The sequence below is a fragment of the Actinoplanes sp. NPDC051494 genome (genome assembly GCF_044454705.1).
Lineage (GTDB): Bacteria > Actinomycetota > Actinomycetes > Mycobacteriales > Micromonosporaceae > Actinoplanes.
This window is the reverse complement of record NZ_JBITDZ010000004.1, coordinates 54,957-80,999: the sequence shown is the minus strand read 5'-3', so window position 1 is coordinate 80,999 and position 26,043 is coordinate 54,957. Positions and strand designations below refer to the sequence as shown.

Annotated in this window: 28 protein-coding genes; 12 read left to right on the top strand and 16 right to left on the bottom strand. The window is 67.2% G+C overall.

The features are described 5' to 3' along the window. Positions 1–47: 47 nt before the first annotated feature. A complete protein-coding gene (locus ACIA6A_RS17110) occupies positions 48–965 on the top strand; it encodes a LysR family transcriptional regulator (RefSeq protein ID WP_396098626.1) in 918 nt (305 codons plus the stop codon). A 3-nt stretch (positions 966–968) separates the two neighbouring features. On the opposite strand, the gene ACIA6A_RS17105 is transcribed toward ACIA6A_RS17110, so the two are convergent. Beyond that, positions 969–1,271: a hypothetical protein gene (locus ACIA6A_RS17105; RefSeq protein ID WP_396098625.1), complete on the bottom strand. Its 303-nt coding sequence runs from the start codon at positions 1,269–1,271 to the stop codon at positions 969–971. Positions 1,272–1,559: 288 nt separating this feature from the next. On the opposite strand from ACIA6A_RS17105, the gene ACIA6A_RS17100 reads away from it, so the two are divergent. Together ACIA6A_RS17100 and ACIA6A_RS17095 are read left to right on the top strand one after the other, a co-directional pair. Continuing rightward, positions 1,560–2,117: a hypothetical protein gene (locus tag ACIA6A_RS17100; RefSeq protein WP_396098624.1), complete on the top strand. Its 558-nt coding sequence runs from the start codon at positions 1,560–1,562 to the stop codon at positions 2,115–2,117. Between the two features lie 15 nt (positions 2,118–2,132). Beyond that, a complete protein-coding gene (locus tag ACIA6A_RS17095) occupies positions 2,133–2,423 on the top strand; it encodes a hypothetical protein (protein ID WP_396098623.1) in 291 nt (96 codons plus the stop codon). 491 nt (positions 2,424–2,914) lie between these two features. Here the strand turns inward: ACIA6A_RS17095 and ACIA6A_RS17090 are convergent, their stop codons facing one another. The 7 genes from ACIA6A_RS17090 to ACIA6A_RS17060 all read right to left on the bottom strand — a co-directional run bounded on the left by ACIA6A_RS17090 (position 2,915) and on the right by ACIA6A_RS17060 (position 9,262). Then, positions 2,915–3,460, bottom strand: coding sequence for a hypothetical protein (locus ACIA6A_RS17090; RefSeq protein ID WP_396098622.1), 546 nt, complete (start codon positions 3,458–3,460; stop codon positions 2,915–2,917). Positions 3,461–3,462: 2 nt separating this feature from the next. Continuing rightward, positions 3,463–4,419 carry a hypothetical protein gene (locus tag ACIA6A_RS17085; protein ID WP_396098621.1) on the bottom strand — a complete coding sequence of 319 codons (957 nt, stop codon included), beginning with the start codon at positions 4,417–4,419 and terminating at the stop codon, positions 3,463–3,465. Between the two features lie 10 nt (positions 4,420–4,429). After that, positions 4,430–4,855, bottom strand: a complete 426-nt coding sequence (locus tag ACIA6A_RS17080) for an Ltp family lipoprotein (protein WP_396098620.1) — start codon at positions 4,853–4,855, stop codon at positions 4,430–4,432. A gap of 507 nt (positions 4,856–5,362) precedes the next feature. Further along, positions 5,363–6,199, bottom strand: coding sequence for a DUF4352 domain-containing protein (locus tag ACIA6A_RS17075; RefSeq protein ID WP_396098619.1), 837 nt, complete (start codon positions 6,197–6,199; stop codon positions 5,363–5,365). Positions 6,200–7,025: 826 nt separating this feature from the next. After that, complete coding sequence (locus ACIA6A_RS17070; protein ID WP_396098618.1) at positions 7,026–7,835, bottom strand: CHAP domain-containing protein; 810 nt, start codon at positions 7,833–7,835, stop codon at positions 7,026–7,028. A gap of 606 nt (positions 7,836–8,441) precedes the next feature. After that, entirely contained in the window at positions 8,442–8,867 is a 426-nt protein-coding gene (locus tag ACIA6A_RS17065; protein WP_396098617.1) for a WXG100 family type VII secretion target, read from the bottom strand. A gap of 20 nt (positions 8,868–8,887) precedes the next feature. Then, positions 8,888–9,262 carry a hypothetical protein gene (locus tag ACIA6A_RS17060; RefSeq protein WP_396098616.1) on the bottom strand — a complete coding sequence of 125 codons (375 nt, stop codon included), beginning with the start codon at positions 9,260–9,262 and terminating at the stop codon, positions 8,888–8,890. Between the two features lie 228 nt (positions 9,263–9,490). Here ACIA6A_RS17060 and ACIA6A_RS17055 point away from each other — a divergent pair, with 228 nt between their 5' ends. Both ACIA6A_RS17055 and ACIA6A_RS17050 read left to right on the top strand, forming a co-directional pair. Then, positions 9,491–10,324: a hypothetical protein gene (locus ACIA6A_RS17055; RefSeq protein ID WP_396098615.1), complete on the top strand. Its 834-nt coding sequence runs from the start codon at positions 9,491–9,493 to the stop codon at positions 10,322–10,324. A gap of 536 nt (positions 10,325–10,860) precedes the next feature. Then, a complete protein-coding gene (locus ACIA6A_RS17050) occupies positions 10,861–11,220 on the top strand; it encodes a VOC family protein (protein ID WP_396098614.1) in 360 nt (119 codons plus the stop codon). Positions 11,221–11,933: 713 nt separating this feature from the next. Here ACIA6A_RS17050 and ACIA6A_RS17045 read toward each other — a convergent pair. The 4 genes from ACIA6A_RS17045 to ACIA6A_RS17030 form a co-directional block, all read right to left on the bottom strand. Continuing rightward, positions 11,934–12,692 (bottom strand): MerR family transcriptional regulator, encoded by a 759-nt coding sequence (locus ACIA6A_RS17045; protein WP_396098613.1) that lies wholly within the window; start codon positions 12,690–12,692, stop codon positions 11,934–11,936. A 67-nt stretch (positions 12,693–12,759) separates the two neighbouring features. Continuing rightward, positions 12,760–13,479 carry an ABC transporter permease gene (locus ACIA6A_RS17040; RefSeq protein ID WP_396098612.1) on the bottom strand — a complete coding sequence of 240 codons (720 nt, stop codon included), beginning with the start codon at positions 13,477–13,479 and terminating at the stop codon, positions 12,760–12,762. 10 nt (positions 13,480–13,489) lie between these two features. Next, positions 13,490–14,413, bottom strand: coding sequence for an ABC transporter ATP-binding protein (locus ACIA6A_RS17035; RefSeq protein ID WP_396098611.1), 924 nt, complete (start codon positions 14,411–14,413; stop codon positions 13,490–13,492). Positions 14,414–14,506: 93 nt separating this feature from the next. Then, on the bottom strand, positions 14,507–14,701 hold the full coding sequence (locus ACIA6A_RS17030) for a hypothetical protein (RefSeq protein ID WP_396098610.1): 195 nt from the start codon (positions 14,699–14,701) through the stop codon (positions 14,507–14,509). A gap of 661 nt (positions 14,702–15,362) precedes the next feature. Here ACIA6A_RS17030 and ACIA6A_RS17025 point away from each other — a divergent pair. Together ACIA6A_RS17025 and ACIA6A_RS17020 are read left to right on the top strand one after the other, a co-directional pair. Beyond that, positions 15,363–16,310, top strand: a complete 948-nt coding sequence (locus ACIA6A_RS17025) for a sensor histidine kinase (RefSeq protein WP_396098609.1) — start codon at positions 15,363–15,365, stop codon at positions 16,308–16,310. Next, entirely contained in the window at positions 16,307–16,978 is a 672-nt protein-coding gene (locus ACIA6A_RS17020) for a response regulator (RefSeq protein ID WP_396098608.1), read from the top strand. Before ACIA6A_RS17025 ends, ACIA6A_RS17020 begins: the two co-directional genes overlap by 4 nt. 1 nt (position 16,979) lies before the next feature. Here ACIA6A_RS17020 and ACIA6A_RS17015 read toward each other — a convergent pair whose 3' ends face one another. The 4 genes from ACIA6A_RS17015 to ACIA6A_RS17000 all read right to left on the bottom strand — a co-directional run bounded on the left by ACIA6A_RS17015 (position 16,980) and on the right by ACIA6A_RS17000 (position 19,677). Beyond that, positions 16,980–17,681: a GPP34 family phosphoprotein gene (locus ACIA6A_RS17015; RefSeq protein ID WP_396098607.1), complete on the bottom strand. Its 702-nt coding sequence runs from the start codon at positions 17,679–17,681 to the stop codon at positions 16,980–16,982. A 77-nt stretch (positions 17,682–17,758) separates the two neighbouring features. Then, positions 17,759–18,526, bottom strand: a complete 768-nt coding sequence (locus tag ACIA6A_RS17010) for a MerR family DNA-binding transcriptional regulator (RefSeq protein WP_396098606.1) — start codon at positions 18,524–18,526, stop codon at positions 17,759–17,761. A 58-nt stretch (positions 18,527–18,584) separates the two neighbouring features. After that, a complete protein-coding gene (locus ACIA6A_RS17005) occupies positions 18,585–19,241 on the bottom strand; it encodes a GPP34 family phosphoprotein (RefSeq protein WP_396098605.1) in 657 nt (218 codons plus the stop codon). 31 nt (positions 19,242–19,272) lie between these two features. Then, on the bottom strand, positions 19,273–19,677 hold the full coding sequence (locus ACIA6A_RS17000) for a RidA family protein (protein ID WP_396098604.1): 405 nt from the start codon (positions 19,675–19,677) through the stop codon (positions 19,273–19,275). Positions 19,678–19,882: 205 nt separating this feature from the next. On the opposite strand from ACIA6A_RS17000, the gene ACIA6A_RS16995 reads away from it, so the two are divergent. From ACIA6A_RS16995 to ACIA6A_RS16975, 5 genes are all read left to right on the top strand, one after another. Further along, positions 19,883–20,701, top strand: a complete 819-nt coding sequence (locus ACIA6A_RS16995; RefSeq protein WP_396098603.1) for a lysostaphin resistance A-like protein — start codon at positions 19,883–19,885, stop codon at positions 20,699–20,701. 33 nt (positions 20,702–20,734) lie between these two features. Then, positions 20,735–22,288 (top strand): alpha/beta hydrolase, encoded by a 1,554-nt coding sequence (locus tag ACIA6A_RS16990; RefSeq protein WP_396098602.1) that lies wholly within the window; start codon positions 20,735–20,737, stop codon positions 22,286–22,288. Further along, complete coding sequence (locus ACIA6A_RS16985) at positions 22,285–23,280, top strand: zinc-dependent alcohol dehydrogenase family protein (RefSeq protein WP_396098601.1); 996 nt, start codon at positions 22,285–22,287, stop codon at positions 23,278–23,280. Before ACIA6A_RS16990 ends, ACIA6A_RS16985 begins: the two co-directional genes overlap by 4 nt. A gap of 344 nt (positions 23,281–23,624) precedes the next feature. Continuing rightward, a complete protein-coding gene (locus ACIA6A_RS16980; protein WP_396098600.1) occupies positions 23,625–24,290 on the top strand; it encodes an SDR family NAD(P)-dependent oxidoreductase in 666 nt (221 codons plus the stop codon). 344 nt (positions 24,291–24,634) lie between these two features. Then, a complete protein-coding gene (locus ACIA6A_RS16975) occupies positions 24,635–26,005 on the top strand; it encodes an alpha/beta hydrolase (RefSeq protein ID WP_396098599.1) in 1,371 nt (456 codons plus the stop codon). Positions 26,006–26,043: the final 38 nt, after the last annotated feature.

Sequence of the window (26,043 nt, the reverse complement as noted above, 5' to 3'; positions counted from 1 at the left end):
TCATCAGGGGTAGTGATGACTTGCTGATGTGGTCGTAAGGAAAACTGATGATCGACGTGCGCCGCCTCGCCGTCCTGCGCGAGGTCGCCCGCCAGGGCAGCTTCAATCGGGCGGCCGCGGTGCTGCGGCTCACCCCGTCCGCGGTGTCGCAGCAGATCAGCTCCCTGGAACGCACGCTGGGCACCCCGGTCGTGGTGCGCAGCACGCGCGGCATCGAGGTCACCGAGGCGGGCCGGGTGCTCGCCGCGACGAGCGACGCGATCAGTGCCGAACTCGCGTACGCCCAGACCCTGATCGACCGGATGGCCGCCGGGCAGCGCGAGTCCCTGACCGTGGCGACGTTCACCAGCGGCGGCCAGCGGCTGCTCCCCGCCGCCCTGACCCGGTTCGCCGCGGCCCGGCCCGGGGTGGAGCTGACGGTCCTGGAAAACGAACCCGAGGACAGTGTCCCCCTGGTCCGGGAGGGTGCCGCCGACCTGGCCCTGGCCTACCACTTCGACGGCCCGCCCCCGGTCCGCGCCCGGGACCGCACCGGCCTCGTCTGGACCCCACTGCTGGACGACCCGATGTGGATCGTGCTCCCCGCCGGCCACCGCCTCGCCGCCCGTGAGTCTGTGGCGATCGCCGACCTGGCCGAGGAACGCTGGGTGCACGGCTGCATGTCGATCGACGAACTGCTGGGCGGGTACGCCGCGATGGCCGGCTTCGAACCCCGGGTCGCGTGCCGCGGCACCGACTACGTGTTCGCCCAGTCCCTGGTCCGGGCCGGCGTGGGGATCAGCATGATCCCGCAGGTGGCAGTGAGCGCGGAGCCGGGCGGCCTGGTGATGCTGCCCCTGGACCAGCCCTGCCCGTCAAGGTTCATCGGCATCATCACCGCTCGCCGGGACCGCCCCAACCCGGTGGCCGACCTGCTGACCACGGCACTGCGCGAGACCGTAGCCGCACTCCCGGTGCCGGCGTGACCCTTACGAGGAGGTCATCCGGATCAGGGCATTGCCACCCAGCAGCAGCACATCCGCCCCGGCAACCATGGCCATGCTGAGCCGGAGCCGCTGGGACGCCACCTCAGGATCGTCGCCGGTCATCCCCCGGACCACCTGAACAAGGGCGGCGACAATGAGCGGAACACCCCCGATGAGCAGAAACCCAACCGAACCCGGCGTCTTGCCGCTCGTCACCAGCAGGGTAACCATGGCCACCGGAACAACGCCGAAGAAGACAACGGCAAGTCCGGCATACCACCGAAGCGCCCGCAAGGTTTCCGTCACGGCCAAATCCTAAGTCCTGCCACCCACCCCCACCGCCCGGGTACACCCTGCCCAGCATTGTCATGGCCCTGCACTCAACCAGTGCGCTACACCACTCGAGTACGAGATCTCGTCGAACGTCTGTCAGCCCGGTCTGTTCGGCGATTCACGAGTGCCGACGAGTCACCTCAAATCGTCGGCCGATCCGGACAATCCGCCGAACAAGCTCGCATGGTTCGACTACATCAGCCCCACATTGTGGATGCTTAAGGCTTCGACGCCGTCCTCGGATTCGATCCCGTAGCCGAGGTGCAGAACAAGGTCTTCGGCGACTGGGAAGCTATGGGCAAGATGGCGGAAGTCGTCTCCAACGTCGATCTCGCTCGTCACGACCTTGCCATCAACATCCAATCCAGCGCCACACAGCTACACGGCTACTGGCGGGGAAACGCCGGCGACACCGCGTACCGCTACTTCACCGACCTCGCGACCGCGGTGGCTGACCTCCGACCGGCCTTCCAGGAGATCGCCAAGGGATACAAGGTCATGGCCGATGCGGTGTGGGCGGCAGGCGACGCACTCGGCGGTGTCCTGAAGGGCCTCGGCGACGCAGCCATCATCGCGGGCATCGCGGCCGTCGGCGGTACCGCCACCGCAGCCACCGGTGTCGGCGCAGCCGTGGGCTACGGCGTAGCTGCGATCGAGGTCGCCAACATCTTGAGGCTGTGGGGCGAGGCGACGAAGCTGTTGCAGAACATCAACGCCGCTGTCCTGGCCTTCCGCGCCCTGCTCGGTCGATCGCTTAGTGACCTCGATGCCGTCATCCTCCCTGCGATCGGCGGCGGGGCGGGATACGATCACCCTTGACCGGAGCCGGCGCGCATGGCTGACGAACTCCTGGACATTGCCCGCGGCGATCCTAGGCTTGCCGCTGCGATCGAGAAAATGCTCAGCGATCTCGCCGACAACGGAAGCGACCTCATGCGCGAGATGGCACGGGGAATTCTGGACGGGGAATCCTTGCGCCACGCTGCTACCAGCAGTGCTTACGGGGACGAGGTATCAGCGGCGTTCGGTGACTTCTGGAAGAGGTATCAGGAGATGACACCCGAGAAACACACCGAATTCGAAGAGATCGGCCGTGAACACCTCGCACCTCGAGAGACCGAGTAGAGGGACGGCCCGTTCGGCCGACAGTGGGGGTCGATGCCGCCGTCGGCGGCACGACGTACCCGGCCGGGGTAGCCGACGTGGAAGCCTCTCAATCTCCCGGAAGCTGGCATCCACCTGCATGGCGGTCCTGAGGACTTTTAATCGTCGCGGCGGGGTCCGCGGGCGGCATTTCCAAGCTGTTGAACTGCGGTAATGATGAATTCATCAGTCCATGATGGATCTATGTTGGTCGTATGCTGCTCCGTCGACGTCAGGATGTTCCACCACGCTTACGGACGTGGCTGGAGTGCCGCCCATCACGTCGACTCCCACCCGGCCCGACTGCCAGCCTTACGGGTTCGTATTCATTGACCCGACCGAACTCGGCACAGCATCGTTCCCACGCTGGTCACCCCTGGTGCCCAGGCCAACGGCGTGGCCGCTGCCGGGCCTCGCCACGCCTGGCCTCAGCAGCGTCGACCGGGCGAAAGTCCTTGCCAGATTTGCAGCCTTTAGGCCCCTTCGGGGCGGCTATCCGAATCGGCCACGACTCTGCCGTGTCGCATAAATTGATCATTTCCTTTTTCTCTAACGGCGTAGGTTCGGTACAGGTATTCGATAAAGTCGTTCTTAAGAATTTCGGGAGCGGCTCTAGTCACGGCATCCAGTGCGTCTCTCACGAAAACGAGGACCGCCCGATAGAGCTCTATATAGGGGCAGATGGCTTCACCCTCGGCGAAGTTTGCTGAAACGTGGACGTCTGCACCAGTGAGGGCAAATTTGATCCGTGAGGGCGTTCCCTGAAATTGGAGCTCAGAGGTGCCACTCATCGCCAACTCGTCCAGACTGCTGCGCAATGACATACCGAAGTCAATGAGGGCCTCTGCGCTCCGACTCAGATCAATTCCATCAATAAGGAACGTCACGTCTGCGATGAAGAATCTTTCACGGACTTCCCACTCTTCGGCGCAGACGATGGCCGCAACCGTGGCAGAGTCTTTAAGTCCCGAGAGGGGTGGCCGTTCGGGCCGCATGGCGGCCTCGAGAATAATTGTCATTTTTAGTCCTGTGCACTTGGGATGTCGTCACCTTTAGGATATGCCGTGCGAACTGATCCGTCCGGGTTCAAGATTACCTCAGTGTCGTAGACAGGGTACTTACCCCTGGTGTCACCGGTTCGACCCACTGGACTATCGAACTCTCCTCGATGGATGGTTCCTGAACGTCCGTTGGTGTTGGGTGTCCCGTCAGGATCCTGTTCCAGCGTCTCTCGGATTCGAGCGTCACGATCGGCGCGGGTGCCACCCCAAACCGTCTTGTCTCCGGGCCGGCTCGCGCTCTGCTCCGAGTGCCCTTCGTCGATATGCTTGCTGTCCTTGTCCGAGATCTTCCCGAAGTTCGGCCGGCCTGACGAGCCACTACCGGTGGTCTGGTTGTTCCAGTGAAGATTGTCAATGTCCTTCATGAGGTTATTGGTGCCGTGCCCGAGTGCCAAAGCACCGCCGCCGACCCCTATGACGCCAAGTGCTGCCGCTGGCACTCCGATGACCGACAGGGTACCCACGGAAACGACTTCGACGCCGAACCCGCCCATAATCAGCGGCACACCGAATCCGATTGCCATGCCGCCGGCTTCCATCTCTGCCAGGTCGATGGCAATTTCGCCGAGGGTGTCTTGGTTCTGGTTAATCCACTCCATGGACCGTTGCCAGCCGTCACATACCCAGTCCAGATTGCCGCATTTGTTCTTCTGTTCGACGACCGGTACAAGCTGGACCACGTTGCCGCTCGATGACCCGGCGCCGCTGTTGCCGCCGCCGGAGTTGCCGCCGCCGCCGCTGTCACCACTGCCGCCACTGCCGCTATCACCACCGCCGCCGCTCGTGGGCGGGCCACAGGACATGTAGGCACCGCCGTTCCCGCAGTCCGTCAACAGGCCCGTCGGATCCGAAGAACTGACCGGGCTGTTGTCGGCGTAGGAATAGGCGCTCCATTGCAATCGTGCGTCGGCACCCACGACGCGGGGTTCAGAGGCCGACCTTTTTCACACCGTACTTGGCTTGAGAGGTGGTGAAGCCCTCGAATTTCAGTTGGGCGATGAGGCCCGCGCGGGAGAACGAGGTGTAGTCCAGGTACGCCTGGGCCATCCTGGCGGCCTGCTTGTTCCAGTTGGCGTGTTGCTTGTCCACCCCGTACGTGGCGAGCTTGGTGCTGAAACCTTCGAACTTCAGCTGGGCGATGAGACCTGAGCGGGAGAACGCGGTGTAGTCGAGGTACGAGGCCGCCATGCTGCGGGCGTTTCGCTGTGCGACTGACTCTTTCTTGACCGCGACGGAGTAGGAGGCAGCAGCGACGGTGTGCGGGGTGACGGACTGGGCCTGCGCCGGTGCGGCGGTGCCGATGAGCCCCACGGCGATGAACACGGTGGAGATGGAGACGAGGATCTTCTTCATGCAGACTCCTGAAAGTAGGGATGTGTGTGTTGGGGTCTTCTGATTGCCGCTGCCAGCGCTGGGGCCGCGGCTGGACTGAGTGGCAGTAGTTCGCCCTCATCAGCGGCGACGAACCGGCTCGCCTTGGTCCGAGCCTCCGGTGGACGGCCGGGACCTGTGGTAGCGCCCTCGAGGGCCTGGACTTTGAGGGCGAACGGGAGATCTCGCCAGCCTGGGATGCGTCACGTACAGGCGGTCTTGTCCGCGACGGAACCTAACCGCGTCACCTTGATTTCGGGGGCACTGTCCGCAGTGGTCAGCTTGACTGGTTTATGGAGCTTGGTGCTGGCGATGCGGCGTACTTCCGGTGGGTTGGATACCTGCCGGTCGGCCGCTGAGGCCAGCCCGACATGACGCAGCGACGCGGCCACACCCCAGCCCGTCGATCTGCCGGGTTTACGCCCTTACCCTGGTTGCCCACGAGCTTGGCGCGGCCGCAAAGAAAAGCATCCAGCTGGGTGGAAGTGCTCAGCTGAGTTTGGCGTGGACCCCGACGAAGGGCATCCCACCGCCGTCAAGTTCGACTTCGGTCAGCGTCGTGGACTTGGGCACATCGAAGATCACCTTGCCGGTGATCTTGTTGCCTGGGTTGATCTTCTCTAGGAAGGTCGACGCGTCCTCGTTGGCGTAGAGCTCGGCGGTGGTGTCGTTGTCGTACTCGGTGCCTTTCGCGTCGTACGCGGTCACGTCGGACCCTGAGAACGTGTGTGCGGAGTCGCCGTTGTTCTTAACGGTGATGGTGATGATGCAGAACTTGCCCTGGGCCTTCTGATTGAAGTACTCCGACCCGACTTCGGTCTTCGAGCAGTCCATGTCTTTGACCGTGAACGCGATGTCGCCGTCGGAGACCGTGTCACCCATCCCGCCGGCGGTCTCGTCGGCTGCGGGCGGCTGCGTGGTTCGTTTGGCGGCAGGACTCTTCTTCGTGGCTGCCGGTTTCGCCGCCGCTGCGGTGGTGGCTCCGGGCTCTGCGGTGTCGCTTTCCTCGGCAGCCGCCGAGGTCGACGACTTATCATCGTCGCTGCCACTGGCCAGGGCGCTGGCACCACACACCAGCAGGAAGAAGACACCGACGCCGCCGAGGATCAGGCGCGCGGGTGACGTCTTCTTGGCGGGCCGCCCGGGCGTACCCGGATAGGGCTGTCCTGGCAAGCCCGGGTGAGGCTGCCCGGCATGAAACTGCTGCCCGGGGTACGGCTGCGGATAGGGGTGTCCGGCGTGAGGCGGCTGGAACTGGGGCGCCCCGGGGTAGGGCTGCTGATTCGGCTCCGAGCCGGGTGAGGGAGTTCCGAACGGGTGCGACATGGTGGACTTCCTTCGCGATGAGGCTCGGCATATCTGGGGTGGGAACTCCCCGACGCCAGTCACTCTTCGTCAACGCAGAGGTAACTCTTAGTCACCTGCTGGATCGGGTGCGCTCGGCGGCGTGATCCGCCGCTCCAGCCAGTCAGTAGGTGGCCGCACGGGGGAGTCAGATCACGCCAGCCCCTTCGCCCCCACCCGCGCTCCGAACCCCCGGTAGCCCATTAGGTGCCGTTACGGATCTCGATCAACGATCCCCGCCGTGGGCACCGGCACCCCGGTCCGGATGAATTCGACGCCGCCGCGACTCAAGACGGCAGCGCGATGGCCGACGTTGTTCCCGCAAGCGACCCCAGGATCGGCAGGTCCAACCGAAGACAACGCACGGAAGGTGGCCGCGCCTATGGTGACTGCCAGGATGTCCCCGTCGGGAGCCACGCAAGCGATGGTGGCTGCACGGCAAGGCCGTCATCGCAGGTCAGGATCACCGGGGTCAGGCTTGTGGCCCATCATCGCAGTGACAGTTCCCCTGGGATTGTTCGGTTTGATCCCCGTGCTCGTGCAAGCGATGCGAAGTCGTTCCGCAGGCCGCCCGCAAGCGAGATATTGGTTCACATTTGCTCTGAGCTACGCCGCGAGCCTTACGATGTGGATCACTAACGTGGACTGGATCGCGTACTCCATCGGGTACTCGTATGGCTACATAACAAGCATTTTTCAGTGACGGACCGTGCCGGGAGATGATAGCGATTCACGGACAGCGGCCATCTCGCTGGCAGCAAACCCCGCTCGGTAGTGCCCTGTCTGCTGGCGAGACACGGGCCGAGGGTCACATGACGTGCCGGTCGGAGCTGCTGTTGCTGTAGGCAGCGGCGGTGGCCCAGTGCCCGAGCCTGGTGCTGTAGCTGGTGGCGCCGTTCAAGGCATGGACCTCGGTGCGGCCTGACCCGGTAGGGCCGGTCCCGACGATGACCAGGTCGGCGCGACCGTCGCCGTTCACATCACCCATCACGTGCCGGTCCGAGGTGCTGTTGCTGTACCCGGCAGCAGTCGCCCAGTGCCCGACCCAGGTGGAGTATGCGGTTGCCCCGTTTAAGGCGTGGACCTCGGTGCGCCCGGACCCGGTGGGGCCTGTGCCGACGATGACCAGGTCAGCGCGGCCGTCGCCGTTCACGTCGTGAGGTCCGCTCCCGGGTGCGGGCAGGTCCTTGAGGTGAACGAAATTGTCCGGCCAGGCCGGCGAACCGGCAGCAATACGCCACCGGTTGGTGCGGTTCAGGTCGACGCTGTCGTCGGTGACCTCGAGGTAGGAAGAGGTCACCGTTTCCACGTAGGCGACATGACCCACGGGGCCGCCGTTCCACTGCGCAATCGCACCGACCGCGGGGCTCTGGTCGACAGCAGTGCCGCCGGCGTAGGCCTGGGTGTCCCAGGTGCTGGCGTTACCGACCCAGCCCGGGTCACTCAGACCGTTGGCTTGCAGGCGGTAGGCCGCGTACAGCACGCAGTTGTGGTAGCCGTAGGCGTTCTGGCTGGCGTAACCCGCTCCATACCTCTTCCCAGGCCAGTCTTCGCTCTTGCCGGCGTATCCGCCGGTGGTGCAGCCGTAGCCCGGGTCCGGCCCGCACAACAGGGTCACCCCCGCCATGTTGGTCCCGGGGCGGGCATGGGTGCTGCTCGAGGGTGCCGCGACCGCCGGCCCTGCCGGTAGGAGCGGCACGGTAACTGCCGTAAGCACCAACCCCAGCAAGCTACACAAACCGCTGCGGCCTGACCGTGTCAGCGGGACTCGCCGAGAAGAACTGGCTCCGACCGGGGAGCCTGCACAGTCTTGACCGGTGGCCTTGACCCGACGCATCGCGACTCCTCAGACAGTCATAAATGGGCAAAAAACGCCAAAGCATACGCATGCCGCTTTTGGCTTACCTAAGGTTGCGTGAACCGCTCCGGCCACCCGCTCAAGCACCAGCCCACCGCACCGAAGCTGGCCCCACGCTCACGTAGATCGTTTCGCGCGATACTGCGTCTCGGGGCTGGCTTAGAAGACTTGCGGGAGCTGCCAGGTGTGATTAGCGCCGATGGTCTTGTCGATGGTCGGGCCGAGAACAGACTCGACGATGGTTTCTTGATGACCCAGTTCGTGGCCAGCAGCTGCAGCCCTCGGCGGTGGCGAAGCGGGCACCGGCCCAGTTATTCACCCCGACACTGCGGATCTTGGTGAGTTTGTAGTCCTTCGCGAAGCCACTCATCTTCCGCAGGAACACCGAGACCTGGCGCAGCAGCACCGCCAGTTTCTCCGTGACGACCCCGGTCCGTCCTGCGGCGACCGCGGCTTCGACCCCACCGGCGGCGGCACCGACCACCACGGACGCACCCGCAGTGGTGTACGCGATGCCAGCGCAACGATGATCGTGACGATCAGCCAGGCGATCAGTTCCCGGACGATCTGCTCCACCAGATCCTGCGCTTGTGCAGCGGCGTCCGCGGACTGGGTGAGGATGTCCGCGGTGCCGCGGAAATCCGCGGCGACGTCGGCGAACGACGCGCTAATCTCCTTCAGTTCCCGGTTGAACGCGGTTGCCGCGTCACCTTCCCAGTGCGACAACAGGTCCTTGCGTGTGGCGAGCTCGGGGGCCGGGCCCGGAATCCTCGGTCGGTCAAGCCAGCGCATGATGGGTCCGTCCGAGCGGATCAATCTCTGCGCAGTTGAAGTCCCTCGGAGGCGACGGAGCCTACGGCGTCGTTCCACCACCAGGCGTTGCCGTTGACGTAGAGGCACGGGGCTTGTGCGGTGATGTCGTCACGCAGCCGGGGTAGCTCGACGCCGGGCATCAGCAGCCGAACGGTGCGGCCGTCGGAGAGCGGCAGGTTCCATCCGAAACGGCCGTCGCAGTCGGCGCCCGGGTCTCGTACCGGTTCGCCGGAGATGCTGGCTACACGGTGGCGGATGGTGATGTCCTCGAGGTGTGTGGCGCGGGTGCTGACGGCGGTGAGGAAGGCGGTGAGGTTCTCGGTGGCGAGGTCTTCGCGGCTGTTGTCGAGCGGCTGGGTGCCGGGGTTGATCACGGTCCGAACGTAACCCGGTGTGCGCGCGTTTGTGCTGGTAAACGGGGCGGATGTGATCGTGCGGGGACTACGGGCCGGGCACGTGGTGGCCGTGTTCGTGTCCGTCTCAGATATGGGATGACACGCAGGCACGAGTTCGCCTGGCCGGCGAGGACTGAGCACGCACCCCCGTTCCCCGTAGATGCCATCAGTCATGACGCTTTGCGTCTTTGCGGGCATGATGAGGGGGTGACGGCTCTGGACCCGGTGCTGCGCAACGCGGCCAGTGTGCGTGTGGACGAGTACGGCGAGCAGCTGCTCCTGGTGGATGACCCCGCCGCGTTGGGTGACCTGCGCCGTGCTCTGGCGGTGCAAGCAGGACCCGGCATCATTTGCATGTGTCTCGGTGACATCGTTCTCAGCTTCTTCGACACGAGTGGCCGGCGACTTGTCCGGGTGGCCTATCACCGGCCGGACTCGATCAGCTGGAGCGGCTCCGAGGGCACCATGACGCTCACCGATAGTGATGCCTTGCTGCACTGGATGGCGGGGCAGGGTGCTGACGGTCCGCTGACCCGCGATGAACGGCAACGGCAAGCCGCAGTCACCCAAGAGGCCTGGCGGGCAGCGGCACCGGTAGCCCTGCCGGCCTCGGGGACCATCACCGCTGCCGACTTGAACGAGGCCCTGGTCAAGGCTCTTCCGGATCCGATCGGTCGAGCGGCTGCGGTGTTGCAATGGCATGGTTCCGGCACCGGACGCTGTACCGGATTTCCCTTCCATGAGGCGCTGCCCGAGCCGGTCCTGGCCGCTATGCCGATCAGCCACCTCATCCGCGCACTGCAACAGTCGCCGGACAAGACCCGGATGCACGATGGGGCGGTACGGCACCTGTGCGGCTGGAAGACCCGCGAGCATCAGGCCAGCGACATCACCCACCTCCCTGACGACGTCCGTCAGCGCCTGCTGAGGACGGCCCGGGAATCCGGTGACGACGACAAACGGCAACGCGCGGAACACTGGCTCACCGCACCCGCCAAACGCCGCCGTCCTACCCACCGGTCGGTTCGGCCCGCGGAGTGAGCCGGCGGCCACGGCGCAGGGCCACCGGGGCACCGCCCCGACCGCGGGCCGGGGTGATGTGTCGGCGTGCATCAGTTCAGGCGGTCGTCGCGGGGCTGCTGGTTACCGAGTACACCACCGGGCCCAGCGGGGGCACGGTCACAGCATCTTCAGCGACGGCCCATCACGGCATGCGAAGGCTCTGTGGTTTCGTCAGTGACTCCGAGAGCCGGCGATCGGTGAATTCAAGAGCCGCCTGAGGACGTTCGGATCCGGTGTCGGCGAGTTTGGGAGCCACCCTCATCTGGGTGAACTGGCACGTCGTGGCGTGGGCGAACGCGGGAGGTCGAGACGACATCAGCCGACCGGTGGTTCGCTAGGCTTATGGAGCGCTGGACGTGGTTGTGGGTAGTCAAGTCGGTCGGGCGGAAGGTCGGTGCGTGGTGACCGGGCCGACTCCTGAGCAGCTCGCAGTTCAGAAGTAAAAACGCGACGCGCGGGGTGCTGTTCAGGAGCAGGGGTCTGCCCGGCTTGCCACACCGCGCCGGGGCGACACGGTGCTTGACGTGGCGTTTGCGCCGTTGTCGGCCGTGCCGATCCTGCGGTGCGCTGACCTGGTCCGGACCGTTGCGTTTTACGGGCTCCTGGGGTTCGTCTCGGACCGGTTGTCAGGTTATGCCGTCTTCACGGCTGGTGATGCTGAGCTGCATGTCTCTGCGACCGAGACAGTGCTTGATCCGGGCGGGTGCCTCATTCATGTCAGTGACGCCACGGCGACGCGAGCGGCATTGGCTGCCCGCGGTGTTCGATTGCTCGGTGACGTCGAGGAGGACGGCAGGCTAGGCGCCGGGATCCGCAGCCTCACTGTCGAAGATCCAGACGGTAATAGGGTCCGGTTCGTCAGCCCCTGGTCCTGACGGCTGGAGGCCAGCAGGTGGCCTGCGACCTGCGCTCAACGCCGCGGAACCACGACCGGTCCGAGCACCGTTGCCCTGGCTCCGAAAATCAGCGACATCTATCACGGACTCCCCGACACCCGCGGCTCAGGAACTCACGGACTTCCGGCTCCCAAACTGACCGATTTAATCAGCTCTGATCGCGGCATGAGTGTCTACGTCTGCTGAGGTAGTTTCCGCTTATTCCTCATGATCCTTTGGAAGACATGCCGACCGAGTCCCGCACAGAACTGACAGCAGCCGTTCGTGCCTCCATCTGCGTCGATACCGCCACTGCAGAGGACATCATCCGATCGACGGAGCCGTTCTGGGACGCGATGGAACGAGCCGGTGGCCTCGTGGACTCATGGGGTGGCGGCGAGTTCTGTGACGTCCTACCACGGGTCTTGTCGTACATCCGGACGACTGTCAACCCGGGACGCATCCGGTAACTCTACGTATCCCCATCGGCAGAGGTGGGTATCTGATCATGCGGTTTCGGGTGAGCACCGGGGGCGCTATGTCTGCTCGAGGCTGGCCGTTCCAGCCGGCGACTTCCCCTTGTCGGCGCCCCCACCAATGTATGGACTGGGTCCTGTCCTCACGGGACAGAAACGAGTGGGGGTCCTGGATGACCGCTTGTTTCGGTCCCATCGGCGAATCCCTGTTCGGGTCGGCCCGGCCGACTGATCACATCATTGAGGTTCGGTGTCGTCCGTGGCCGCTCGCGGGTGGCCCAGCTGTTCGTGCGCGAGCCTGCTGGCTCGGACGAGCACGTCGATCTGGGCGGTGTTGTAGAGCGCGACCACGGCGTCGACGAACGTCTGCTGGGTGGCATTCTCGCTCTGGGACAGGTGGGCGCCCGGGTTGTTCAGCCACGGATAGTCGGTGAGGTTCCGGGCGATGACCGGCGCGAGCCGCTCGGCGACGTCCTGCCGGGTGGCCTCGTCCGCGTCCGCGGGCATTGCGTCCAACTGCGCGTTGACCGGGTCGGTGTCGTTCTCCGCCATGCGCTGCAGGTCCTTCATGGCGTCGTCGTCGTACAGCCGGGTGTAGACGTGCAGCAGCGAGGTGTCGGCCGTCGAGAGGCGCGGCGCGACCGACTCGAAACCCGCCGGGGTATCGGCCGGTGCGCCGTCGCGCAGGATGACGGCGATGTCGGTGCGGGCTTTGCTCAGACGCTGGATCTCCGCGGCGAGCTGGGCGTCGACCTGGCGCAGCACCTCCGGCGGGACGTCACCGGTCAACCGGGCCGTGCTGATCTCGGACAGCGGCACGCCGAGCTCCACCAGGCGCCGGATGCGCAGCAGGGAGACGAGATGGAGTACGCCGTACTGCTTGTAACCGTTGTAGCGGCGGTCCGGGTCGTCGAGCAGGCCGAGCCGGTGATAGTGCCGGACGGTGTTCACCGTGGTGCCGGCCATCTCCGCCAGCTCCCGGGTGCTCCAGGCCACGCCGGCCCCTTCCGGATCACGCAGGGAAATTCTCCGAAGCATCGTACCGTCGTTCGGCCTCGGCGCGTCACCGGCGAGGTTCCCACCGGAACAGGCGCAGCGCGAGCACGATCGCCACGACGACCCAGCCGAGCGTCGGGCCCAGCAACGGCAGCGAATCGGCTAGGGGCACGCCACCGTTCCAGGTGTCCACGATCAGCTCGGCGGCCGACCCGCCGGGGAGCACCCGCTTGATCAGGGTGAAGCTCTCGGTGCCGGTGATGCCGACCCAGCTGGCCACGGCGATGGTCACCAGGCTGATCGGCAGCGTCGTGACCTGAGCCTGTTCCGGCGAGCCGGTCACCCCGGCAGTGGCCACGGCCAGGGCGAGCATCATGACGAACGTCGCCAGGATCGCCATGACAAGGAGCGCGACGTCGGCGGGGCCGCCGCTGACCGCGGCGAAGATCCCGAGGACGACCACGACCTGGACGACTGCCGTGAGGGCGACCGGCAACGTCAGGCCGGACAGGATCGCCGGGTCGCCGGCCGCGGTGGAGCGCAGCCGCTTGAGGAACAGGTCCTGCCGACGGGCGGACAGGGTGGTCACCGCGGTGGTGTAGAGGGTGAACGCGCCGACGGTGAAGACCAGGACCACGGCGATGTAGCCCAGGCTGCCGATCTGGGCGAACGAGTCACGCTGGTAGATGAAGAACGCGCTCACCGCCAAGGGCATGATGAGGTTGGAGATCAGCACGGCGCGGTTGCGGAGAATCTGGGCGAATTCGCTGTACGCGATGGGGAACATGTCGTTGCCTTTACCGGGTTGGGGTGGGAACCGGGTCGGTGTCGATGGCGCGGAAGACGTCGTCGAGTCGCGTCGGCGCGGCGGAGAGCCCCTGCAGGGCGACGTCGTGCAGGTCCGCCCAGTCGAGCAGCCGCTTGAGGTCGGCCTGCAGTTCGAACGTCTCGATCAGGTACGCCGGGCCGGTGGGCTGAGCGGCGCCGAACGGTGGCACGGGAGCGCCGGGGGACATCGAGAACTCGATCGTTGCCGGCAGTGTCCGGGTCAGCTCGGCTACCGTTCCCTGGCTGCGGAGTGTGCCCCGGTGCATGAGCCCGATGCGGTCGGCGTACTGCTGCGCCTCCTCCAGGTAGTGCGTGGTCAGGATGACCGTGGAGCCGTCGCCGCGCAGGTCCGCCACGGCCGCCCACAAGGCATCACGGGACTGGATGTCGAGCCCCGTGGTGGGCTCGTCCAGGAAGATCAGCTCCGGGCGCCCGTACACCGCGGTGGCGAAGTCGAGTCGCCGTTTCTCCCCGCCGGACAGTTGCCCGACCCTGGTCGTGGCCTTGTGGGTGAGGTCGACGACGCCCAGGAGGCGGTCGACCGAATCCGAGCGGCCGGACAACCGGCCGACCAGGCGGACGGACTCCGCGACGGTGAGGTCGGCGGAGAATCCGCTCTCTTGCAGCATGATCCCGGTCCGGGGCCGCACCGCCCGCCGGTCCGCCGGGCTCCGGCCGAAGACCCGCACCGCGCCCGAGGACGATGTGCGATGGCCTTCGATGACCTCCAGAGCCGAGGTCTTGCCTGCCCCGTTCGTGCCGAGCAGGGCGTACAGCTCACCCTGCTCGATCCGCAGACTCAGCTCCTTGACGGCGAGGAAGTCGCCGTACGAGACGCTCAACCGGTCCACTTCGACAACCGGTCCCGGCGAGGCGCCTGATGTTCTCTCCACGTGCTCCATGTGGGTCCCGCCCTTACTGATCGCTGGCCCTGGATTCGGCCGGGACCAGTGCAGGCCATGTTCCGGGAACAGGGTCAAGCCGACTCACTCGCCGTCCAGCGGGATCTCGGGCGGTTCCCCCGCGATGCCTGCCGAGCCGGTGCGGGCCGCCGGGCCCGCGGCCTTCGACGCCGCGAACGGGGCCATGCCGACCATCAGGGCCGCGGTGATGACGGCCACTCCGCTCGCGGTGTTCGAACGCCGGAACTCGGCCGGGGACTCGGGCGTGCGCTGGGCCATGGCGGGCTCCTCGAACGGGCTGTGCGGAAACGTCGAACCACCGCACCGGGCGGCCTCACCACCGTGCCGTTCCAGGCCTGATCAGCGCATCTGGCGCGGGCACGAAGTTCGGCTTGCGACTTGCGACGGAGGCGCTCGGGCGGTGATTACGTCGCGGGAATGAAGTTCGCCGCTCGGCCGCGATGGACAGGTCGCTTCAGCGTCGGCGTCGGTAGCATCGGTGCCGACCCGTCGGTAGCTTGCTGCCGGCATCACCGGCGCGCCCGGCGTGAGCCGGCAGGAGAAAGCGTGAACAGGTGAAAGGCAATGGATGAACCCCCGCGGTTCGCCGGGTCACCGGAGCGGAGACGTCTCGTCGACGACTGGGTCCGATGGCTGGACGCGCTGGGGCTGAGCACACCGTGGCGGCGCGACTGTGCGTTCGCGGCTGCGGTGGCGGTCCTGTCCGCTGCCCTGTTCCTGTTTCCCGCCGGTGCCGAGCCGGGCACCTCCGGTCTGGCGCCCTTCGACGTACCTGTTCTGATCTTGATGGTGGTGCAGGCAGCGGTCCTGTGTTTCCGCCGGGTACGACCGGTTTTGGTGCGTTTCTGCGGTTCTCGCGCTGCAGGTGTGCCTGGCCTCGGCGGCGCCGCCGGGGGAGGGTCTGCGGGGGGTGGCCCTGATGGTCGCCGTCTACACCTGCGGCGCGCTGCTGTCCGTGACCGCCGCCTACGTCGTGGCCGGGCTCGCGGCGTTCACGGAGATCGGCAGCTTCGTGGTGCTGAGCGCGATCCCGGCGGCCGCTGACGCCGCCGCGTCGCCCTGGTCGTGGGTCACCCGCTTCTCCGGGCAGTTCTTCCTGGCGTTGCTGTTGTACGGTACCGCGGCGCTTCTGGGCCGCAGCGCCACGATGCGGCGGCGCTACACCGAGATCGTGGAGCTGCGCGCGGCCGAGGTCGCGGGGAACCTCCGCGCCCGCACCGACGCCGCCCTCGCCGAAGAACGCACCCGGATGGCGCGCGAGCTGCACGATGTCGCCGCCCATCACCTGACGGCCCTCATCGTTCAGGCCACAGTCGTGGAACGGATGCTCGACCGGGACCCCGACGCCGCCCGCCGGGCCGCCGCCGCCATCCGTACGGAGGGCAAGAGCGCGCTGGGCAATCTGCGCTCGGTGGTGGGCACGCTCAGGGAGAGCCAGCCGATCGAACCCGGCGGCGCGGCCGTACCGGGACTGCAGGGCATCAGTGAACTGGTGGCCGGCCACCCGAACAGCCGGAACCGCCCGGAGCTGATCGTGTCCGGAGAAGCCGGTGACCTGTCGGCGGCGGCGGAGCTGACCTTGTACCGGGTGACGCAGGAGGCACTCTCCAACGCCCGCGACCACGCCCCGGGCGCCCCGGTGACCATCAGGATCGACCACCGTACGGAGGGCAGTGTGCTCGAGGTTCGCAACGGCCCGCCGGCCGCGGGGCCGGCGCCGGCCGACCGTCACCACCGCGGATTCGGCCTGATCGGCATGCGCGAGCGGGCCGGTCTGATCGGTGCCGCCCTGGACGCGGGCCCGACCCCGGACGGCGGCTGGTCGGTCAAACTGACCGTGCCCCGTCAGAGCGGCCGACTGTCATGATCAGAGTGCTTCTGGTCGACGACCAGCCGCTGCTGCGGGCCGGGTTCCGCTCGTTGATCGAACTCGCCGAGGACATCCAGATCGTCGGTGAGGCGGCCAACGGCCCGGACGCGGTGACGCTCGCTCGGCAGCTACGCCCCGACGTGGTGTGCATGGACATCCGCATGCCCGGAGGCAACGGCCTGGACGCGACCCGGATCATCGTCGGCGAGATCGACCCGCCGCCGGCGGTCCTGGTGCTGACCACGTTCGAGCTCGACGAGTACGTGTTCGGAGCGCTCGAAGCCGGCGCGAGCGGATTCCTGCTCAAGGACACCGACATGGACGAACTCATCAACGGCATCCGGCGGCTGAGCGCCGGCGAGGGACTGGTCGACCAGACGGTCACCCGTCGCGTGATCGCGGAGTTCGCGCGCCGGCGCCCGGTCACGCCCGCCCCGGCGCCGGGGGCGGGCGGCCCGCTCCTGACCTCCCGGGAGGCGGAGATCGTCCGGTTGCTCGCCGCGGGCCTGTCCAACGCGGAGATCGCGGCCGAACTCGTCGTCGAGGTCAGCACGGTGAAGAGCCACCTCAGCCGGGCCATGGCCAAGATCGGCGCCCGCGACCGCGTCCAAACCGTCATCTGGGCATACCGCCACGGCGTGGCACCGCTGGACAACCCCACCTGAGTCACTGCTTGCGCAGGACGGCCGCCGCGAAGATCACGTTGCTGACCATGGTCGCCGCGAAACTGCGGGCGACCGCTTCGGCGGCGGCATCGGCTCCCCAGTTGCCCTGCTCGAGGTGCCGGGCTCGGGCGCGGGCCGCGGCGGTCCACGGGATCTCGGGGTGGAACTGCGGCAGGGTTCCGCTTCCGGACAGCAGCGCCGTCAGCGCGGCGAGGCGCGACTCCGGCTGCGCGACCCCGGCCAGCACGTCCCGTACGCCGCGAAGCAGACCTGCCCGGCGCCCGGACCCGTCGTCGGTCAGGAGCTCCACCGACGGCGTGCCGGACGCGGCGCGGGTGGATCGGCGGAGGTCGTTGCGAGCGACCAGCCGCTCGACCAGCGGAGTGCGCAGGGCCGGTCCGATGACGGCCAGGGTCGCCTGGACGCCCCGAGGCCGCGCGGCGAGGTGGTCCCACGTGGATCGCAGGAGGTCGTCCGCCGGGGGCCGCTCCGTGACGGCTTCCACCCGGGTCGACCCGCTCCAGCCGGGCACGGTCCGGACGTGCTCGCCGATGCTGAGGTCGGTGAGCACCGCTCCGGCGAGAACGTAGGGCAGCGTTTGCGCCCCGGCGACGACTGCGGTTCCGTCCGGCCCCGAGGACGGCCGGAAGAGGAGCAGCAGCAGGTCCTCGGCCAGGATCGGCGGTCCGGGCTCCGATGTCATTGGGCAATCCCTCACGGCGGCTCCTCGAGCGGACGGATGCGTCGGCATCGAGTCAAAACCGTGTCTCCGGCACAGGGTCAAGCGGGCCGCACCCGGTCGTTGCGACTGTCGGCCACGGGCGACCGGCCCCGTCGCTGCTGTGCGAGGACGCCGGCTCGCTTCAGCACATCGAGCTGGGCCGGGTTGTACAGCGCGACCACCGCGTCGACGAAGGTCTGCCGTGTGACGTGCGCATTGTTGGACAGGTGCCGCACCGGGTCACTCAGCCACGGGTAGTCGATCAGATGCTGCACGAGGGACGAGGCGACCCGCTCGGCGAGGTTGTGCCGGACCTCCTCGCCGGCGTCCGGCGCCAGGGAGTCGAAGTCACCGTTGACAGCGCCGGTGTCGGTCTCGACCATGCGCCGAAGATCGTCCAGCGCCTCTTCGTCGTACAGCTGCGAGTAGATGTGAATGAGCGACGTGTCGGACGCCGACAGGCGCGGCGTGAGGGACTCGAAGCCGGCCGGCGCATCGGCCGGTGCACCGTCGCGCAGGATGACGGCGATGTCGGAGCGGGCTCTGGCCAGGCGCTCGGACTCGGCGGCGAGGTCGGCGTCGACCTGACGCAGCGTCTCGGGGGTGATGCCGGCGTCAGCACCCATGGCGCCGATCCGCGCCAGCGGCACGCCGAGTTCGACGAGCCGCCGGATGCGCAACAGGCGGATGAGGTGCCGGATCTCGTACTGCTTGTAGCCGTTGAGCCGTCGCTCCGGCTCGGCGAGCAGACCGAGGCGGTGGTAGTGCCGGATGGTGTTCACCGTCGTGCCGGCCAATTCCCCGAGCTCTCGGGTGCTCCAGGCCACGTCGGCCCCCTTCCCGGCTCAGCTTCCGCGGCGTACGCGAAATGGTCCGGGGGTGCGGTCATCCGCCTCGGCGCACCGCGATGGCATAGGACAGGGCCTTGCGCAGACCCGGCAGTTCCTGGTCCATCCGATCGGCCAGGGCGCGGATGGCGCTCTTGTGCGCGCTCAGTTCACGCCAGCGGAACAGGGTGCCCACCAGTCCGTCGACCGCCAGGATGGCGAGTGCGAGCTCGCTGAGGGGAACCGATGCGGGTTCAGAGTCGGAACGCACCGCGTCGCGGACCCGGTCGCGCAGCGCCTGAATCCGCGCGGCATCGATGGCGACGATCTCCGTCCGCCGGAGCGGGCCGAAAATCTGGCGTTGCTCGATCCTGATGTGGCCCGCGTCGGCGAGGTAGTCCCGGACGGCGCCCTCAGCCTTGCCCCATCGACTCTCCAACACCTCGAACCAGCTTCGTGGCCGGCTCGGCGGTACGTCGCCGAAAACCTGTGCCAGGAACGGATCGAGCGTTGCCGGCGGCGTGGCGTCCGTCCGCTCGGCCTTGCCGCCACGGTCGTGCAGCAGCCCGGTGATGCGAAGCTCGGCGACCACGGCGGCGGCGAGCAGCGATCCACGAACCGGTTCGCTGTCCTGGTCGAGCCGGCCTTTCTCGACCTCGAGACTGAGGAGGAAGAGCTGGTGCGGCAACAGTAATGCGTCGACCGTCGGGATCATGCGCGTAATCCTCACCTGGAGTGGGCGCGTCTCAGTCGAGGACGGCGGTTGCTTCGATCTCCACGAGGAAATCGGGCGTGAAGAGGGCCTGGACGCCGATGATGGTGATGGGCGGAGCCGGGACCCGCAGACCCTCGTTCTGCGCCCGAGCGATGCCGGCGAGAACCTCATCCCATTTTTCCGGCACCCAATCCACGATGTAGAAGGTCAGCCGGGCCAGATCGGCGATGTCCGCTCCCGCGCCACGGACACCGATGATGATGTTGCGTAGCGCGGCGTGGACCTGACCGGTCAGGTCCGGTGCGGCGGGCGTGAAGTCCGGGGTGACGCCGGCCTGTCCGGCCAGCAGGATCAGCCGGGATCCGGTCGCGACGGCGACCGGCGAGTAGTCGGTCTGCCGAAGCAATCCGTCCGGGTGCAGAAGTTCTACGGTCATGTGATCTCCCTGTTCTGGTGGCGCTACCTCCGCAGACGCCACGCCCAGTACAGGCTGTGTTCAAGGAACACAGTCAAGGCGAGCCGGGCAAGAAAGTTCGCGCGTTGACTGCGTTCCCGCAACACGGTGTGGGATCCCGCCCATGAACTCCCCTCACCCTGTCGCACGAGTCGATGACACGCGTCCGTTCGGGACCCATATCCGGATGGCGTGGTGGAAGTCGCTGATCGTCGTCATCTCGGTACCGCTGACGCTGCTCGTCGTTCAGCTCGGGTTGTACCTGCTGGCCGGCCTGGTCGAGGGCGGCGATCCGCTCGAGTCGACACTCACTCCGCTCAAGCTGCTGGCGGCCAATCTCAGCACCGGCCTGACGGCGCTGCTCGCTGTGGTGCTGGTCACGTGGTTCGCGAGGGTGCCGTGGCGCAGTGTCTTCAGCTCACCGCGGCGCTTCGACCGGCGGCGCCTGGCGATCTATTTCGCCGGCTCGGTCGTGCTCGTCGGGGCCGGGGCCGCTGCGGTGGCTGTCCTGGCGCCCGATGCCACCGGGTGGGTCGGCTTCGGTATCAGCGGGACCACCGTGGCGTTGCTCGCCGTCGTGCTCTTCTCCACCCCGATCCAGTCGGCCGGTGAAGAGATCATGTTCCGGGGCGCGGTGCTCCCGGCCGTGGGGTCCTGGTTCCGTGCGGTGCGGCCGGCGTTCATCAGCGGACTGGTGGTGTCGAGTCTCTCGTTCGCCGTCGTGCACGCGGCGACCGATCGCTGGCTGATGGGCTACTACGTGTTCCTGTCGGCTTGTACGGCCATCATGGGCTTGATCAGCCGCGGCCTCGAGGCCGCGATGGCTTTCCACGCCGCGAACAACGTGGTCGCGACGACGATCAACGCTCTTCTGGCCGGGGGCGGCTCACTTGTCGTCGACCGTACCGAAGGCGCGGGCGGTGGTCCGGCGCTGATCATCCCGGCCGTCGTGAATCTGGGGGTGCTGGCGTTCGTCGGGCTTCGCGAGCGCGCGCGCCGCTCTTGACCCGGTTCCCGGAACACGGTGTTGCGTAGGCGCATGGACATCGAACCGGGTGCTGTGTCAGCACCTGCGCGTCGCATTCTCGGCAGGGCATCGGCGGCCGTAGTGCCTCTGCTGTTGCTTCTGAGTGCGTGTACCGCTGCATCGCCATCTCCGCAGGCCTCCCCGTCGCCCTCCCTGGACCGCTATTACCAGCAGAAGCCCGCCTTCGCGCCGTGCAAGACCCCGCTGGAGGGCACCCAGATCTCCGTCGACGGCGAATGCGGCGAGGTGGAGGTGCCGCTCAACTACCAGAAACCTGACGGCGACCTCGCGCGTATCGCGGTGTTCCGGGTCCCGGCCAAGGGCGACAAAAAAATCGGATCACTGTTTCTGAACCCGGGTGGTCCGGGCTATCCGGGCGTCGGTTACGCCGCGATGATCTCGGCGACCCTGGCGAAGAGCCCGGTCTCCGAGCGTTTCGACATCGTCGGTTTCGACCCGCGCGGAACCGGCGCGAGCAAGCCCGCGCTCGACTGTTTCGACGACGCCGAACGGGACGCCGACGTCACCCCGGGCAGTCAGCTGGTCAGCCCCGGAGCGCCCCCGCTCGTGCAGGCGTGCGCGGACAGCGTAGGCGGCGCGGACAAGCTCGCCCACTTCGGAACCCGGGACGCCGCCCGCGATCTGGACATCCTGCGCGCCGTCGTCGGCGACGAGAAACTGACCTACGCGGGCGCCAGCTACGGCACGCGGCTGGGTCCCGTCTACGCCGAGATGTTCCCCGACAAGGTACGGGCACTGGTGCTCGACGGCGCCTTGGATCCGTACGCGAACACGCTCAAGCGCCGCCAGGAGCAGTGGGCGAGTTTCCAGCAGGCCTTCGACGAGATCGCGGCCTTCTGTATCGCGAAGGGGAACTGTCCGCTCGGCGACGACGTCAAGGGAGCCACTGCCGAGTATCAGAAACTCGCCCGGCCCCTGCTGATCGACCCGGCGCCGGCCGGTCCCGGTCGCCGGCTGAGCTTCATCGCCGCCAACGACGGCATCGTCACCGGCCTCTACGCCCAGCGGCTCTGGCCTCAGGTCGTGGCCGGGCTGGCGGAGCTGAAGGCGGGCCGAGGTGACATCCTGCTCGCCCTGCGAGACAGCTACCACCGGCGGTCGCCGAACGGCCGGTACGACAACTCCGTGGAGGCGAACTACGCGATCGACTGCCTCGACGAGGAACGCTTCTCCCCGCGCGGCATGGCCGAACTCACCGAGAAGACCCTCGCTGCCGCGCCCTTCCTCGATCCGGGCACGCCCGTGCAGGACACACCGGACTGGTGCGAGGGCTGGCCGTCGGAGCCGACGCTCGGATTCCCCTATGCGACCGGCATCCGGAACCTTCCGCCCACGTTGACGGTCTCGGTGACCGGCGATGCGTTGACCCCGCACGCGGGTGGCGTGAGCCTGGCCAAGACCTTGGGCGGCAATCTGCTGACCGTGGAGGGCAGACAGCACGGCACGATGCTCGCCGGTAATGCGTGTGTCGACGCCGCCATCGCCGTCTATCTGATCGACCTCGAGGTGCCCGCGCAGGGCGCGACCTGTCGGCTGACCCGATGAAGGCCGTCGTGCTCGCCCGTTTCGGCGGGGTCGATGCTTTCGAGCTGCGTAACGTCTCCGTACCGCGGACCGGACCCCGTCAGGTACGGGTGCGCGTCCACGCGACCGCCGTCAACCCGCTCGATTATCAGATCCGTCGCGGGGACTACCCGGATCAGGTGCCGCTCCCGGCGATCATCGGGCACGACGTCTCCGGCGTGATCGAGGAGGTCGGATCCCACGTGACCGAGTTCCGTGCCGGCGATGCGGTGTACTACACGCCCCGGATCTTCGGTGGCCCCGGCTCGTACGCCGAGCAGCACGTCGCCGACGTCGACCTCGTCGGCCGGAAGCCGGAGAACCTCAGTCACCTGGAGGCGGCGAGCCTGACTCTCGTCGGCGGGACGGTCTGGGAGTCCCTGGTGACACGGGCTCGGCTCACCGTGGGGGAGACGATCCTCATCCATGCGGGCGCCGGCGGTGTCGGCACGATCGCGATCCAGGTCGCGAAGGCGATCGGCGCGCGGGTGATCGCCACCGCGAGAGCCCGCGACCATGAATTCGTGCGCTTGCTCGGAGCGGATGCGGCAATCGACTTCACGTCGACGGACTACGTCGATGCCGTGGCCGAGATGACGCGTGGCCGGGGGGTCGACGTCGTCTTCGACACGATCGGCGGCGATGCGCTCACCCGAAGCCCGCTGGCGCTCGCCGACTTCGGGCGCGTCGTCAGCATCGTCGACATCGCGCAGCCGCAGAACCTCATCGAGGCGTGGGGCAGGAACGCCGCCTATCACTTCGTCTTCACCCGGCAGAACCGCGGAAAACTGGACGCGCTCACCACGCTGGTCGAGCGCGATCTCGTAAAGCCGGTCATCGGCGCGACGCTTCCGCTCGCCCGGATGGGCGAGGCTCATGAGCTCCTGGAGAACAGGCGGTCGTACGCACTGCGCGGCAAGGTCACGATCGATGTGACGGGCGAAACCGTCGCGCTTCCCTCTCGCCTCTCCTAGCGGAACGCTTCCGGCGCTCGGGCGATCTTGTACGGGGGCCGGAGCCGGAAGTCCTGGCCGGGTCGCCATCCGGAAGAACTGCGCGGATCTGGTGGACCACCTCAATCCCGCCGGCGCCCCGGCGATGCTGTAAGCGCCGGCGCCGAACCCCAGCGACATCGTGTTCACGGCGTTCCTCGCGATTGACCGTGTTCCAGGAACAGGGTGTCACATAGGAGGGAAGTTGCTCGTGATCGCAGGTCTGAACACCGGGGGCGGTCAGGACGGCTCCCGCCTGAGAGCCCTCGGACACGGGCCACGGCCCCGACCGCGCGTTCGACCTGAACCCAACCAAGGAGTTCACTGTGCCCATCATCGTGATCGTCGGAGCCGGGCCCGGCCTGGGCATGGAGATCGCCCGAGCGTTCGGCCGGCGGGGTTTCGGCGTCGCCCTGCTCGCCCGCGACGCTGCGAAGTTGGAGACCCTGGTCGAGAAACTGGGCGCCGAAGGCATCGTGTCCGCCGGGTTCACCGCCGACATTCTGCAGCCCGACACCGTCACACAAGCGTTCATTCGGATCAAGCAGCGTTTCGGTGCCATTGACGTTCTGGAGTTCTCACCCGTCGACCGAGAGATGGACGCCGTAGGACTGTTCGAGGTCACTCCGAAGAACCTGCAGCCGCACCTCGACTTCTATGTCCACGGCGCGATCCACTGCGTGCGGCAGGTGGTCGACGACATGATCGCGGCAGGCAGCGGAACAATCCTGGTGACCACCGGCGGTGGCTCCATCACCCCCGTTCCCTCCCTCGCCAACATCAACCTGGCCGCGTCCGGCCTGCGTAACTGGGTCCTCAACCTGCACAACGTGCTCAAGCCGAAGGGCGTCTACGCCGCACATGTCGCGATCAGCACATGGATCGGCGGCGGACATCCGGATGCGGCCGCCGACGTCATCGCGAACCGTTACGTCGAGCTCTACGAAACCCGCATCGAGCCGGAGCTCAATCACCTCGCTCTTGACGCCTAGCGGACCGAGAGACGACCCCCGGCCACCGACCGGGAGATCAGGGCCGTCGTGGAGGGCACTCCACAACGGCCAAGAAGGTGGCGGTGGTCCGTTCGCGGGTTGACTGTGTGGCGACGACACGGTTTCCACTGGCCATCCCCGATGGCAACTCGAGGCACACTGTGGAGTTCGACATGCGTCGAAGGCTTGGTATGGCATTGGCAGCACTGGTCCTGACTGCGGCGTTCGGTCCGGCTGGCTTAGTGGCGGCGGCGAGCGTGACCGCCGAAACGACTAATCGTCCTGCGTGGGGCTCTTGCCCGCAGGAGGTTGCGGCGGAAGCTCCCACTCTTGAGTGCACCACCGTGTCGGTGCCGCTGGACTACCGGCGCCCGTCCGGGACGAAGATCGATCTGAAGGTGTCCCGGCTCGCCAGCGCGAACCCACGGGAGCGACGCGGTGTGCTGATGCTCAACCCGGGTGGCCCGGGCGAGTCCGGACTGGCGATGCCGGCCCAGCTGGTGGGTCGGGGCATCCCGAGCAGCGTTCTGGACGCCTACGACCTGATCGGCATGGACAACCGCGGCGTGGGCTACTCGGCCCCCGTCGACTGCAGGTTCACGTTCGAACAGGACTACGCCGGCAACGTCCCGCGCTGGGCCGAGAACGCAGCCGTGGTCGCCGAGAACGCCAAGGCGGCCAAGGCCGTCGCCGAACAGTGCGTGGCCAATGACAAAGACGGCCGGCTGGCGCACATCTCAACGGCCAATTCGGCGCGGGACCTGGACCGGATCCGGATGGCGCTGGGTGAGCAGAAGGCCAGCTTCCTCGGATATTCGTACGGGTCGGCACTGGGCGCCGCGTACGCCTCGATGTTTCCCGGTACCAGCGACCGGATCATCATCGACAGCAATCTCGGGGACACCGCACTGACCCGGGCCAGCCTGCGCCGGTTCGGGCTCGGTGCCGAGCAGGCGTTCCCGGACTTCGCCGCCTGGGCCGCGGAACGACACATCGCGTACGGCCTCGGCCGGACGCCGAAGGAGGTGCGTGAGACATACTTCGCCACCGCCGGGCGACTCGACGAGCAGCCGATCCCCGGCTTCGACGGTCGCATCTTCCGGCTCCTGAGCTACGGGTTCCTGTACAACAAGGCGAGCTACCCCCAGCTGGCTCAGCTCTGGCAGTCGCTGCAGAACCCCGGAACAGCCCCCCGGGGCACCACGGGGGCGACAGCGGCACAGGCCCACCCGCGCTCCAACGCCTTCTCGGCGTTCCTGGCCGTGACCTGTAACGACTCCGAGTGGCCGAGCGAAGTCCGGACGTATCAGCGCAGTGTCGCGCAGGACCGCAGGAAGTACCCGATCTTCGGCGCGGCGACGGCCAACATCAACCCGTGTGCGTTCTGGACGGCAGGGCCGTCCAAGCCCCAGGTCGAGGTCAACGACAACGGACCGGCCAACGTCCTGATCATGCAGAACCGCCGTGACGTGGCCACGCCGCTACTGGGCGGGCAGATCTTCCGCAAGAAGTTCGCCAACCGATCCCGGTTGGTGGCCGTCGACGACAACCAGCACGGCGTCTACGTCTATGGCGGCAACCCGTGTGCCCTCAACATCGGCACGTCATGGCTGGTCGACGGCAAGCTTCCGAAGGACACGAACTGCCCGGCCTCCCCGTCGTCCGGCGCGCCGACCGAGCGCGGGGCTCCGCAAGGCCCTTCCTTCACCCGCTGATCCAGCGGCATCCGCCGCAGACGTTCAGGGGCAGCGGT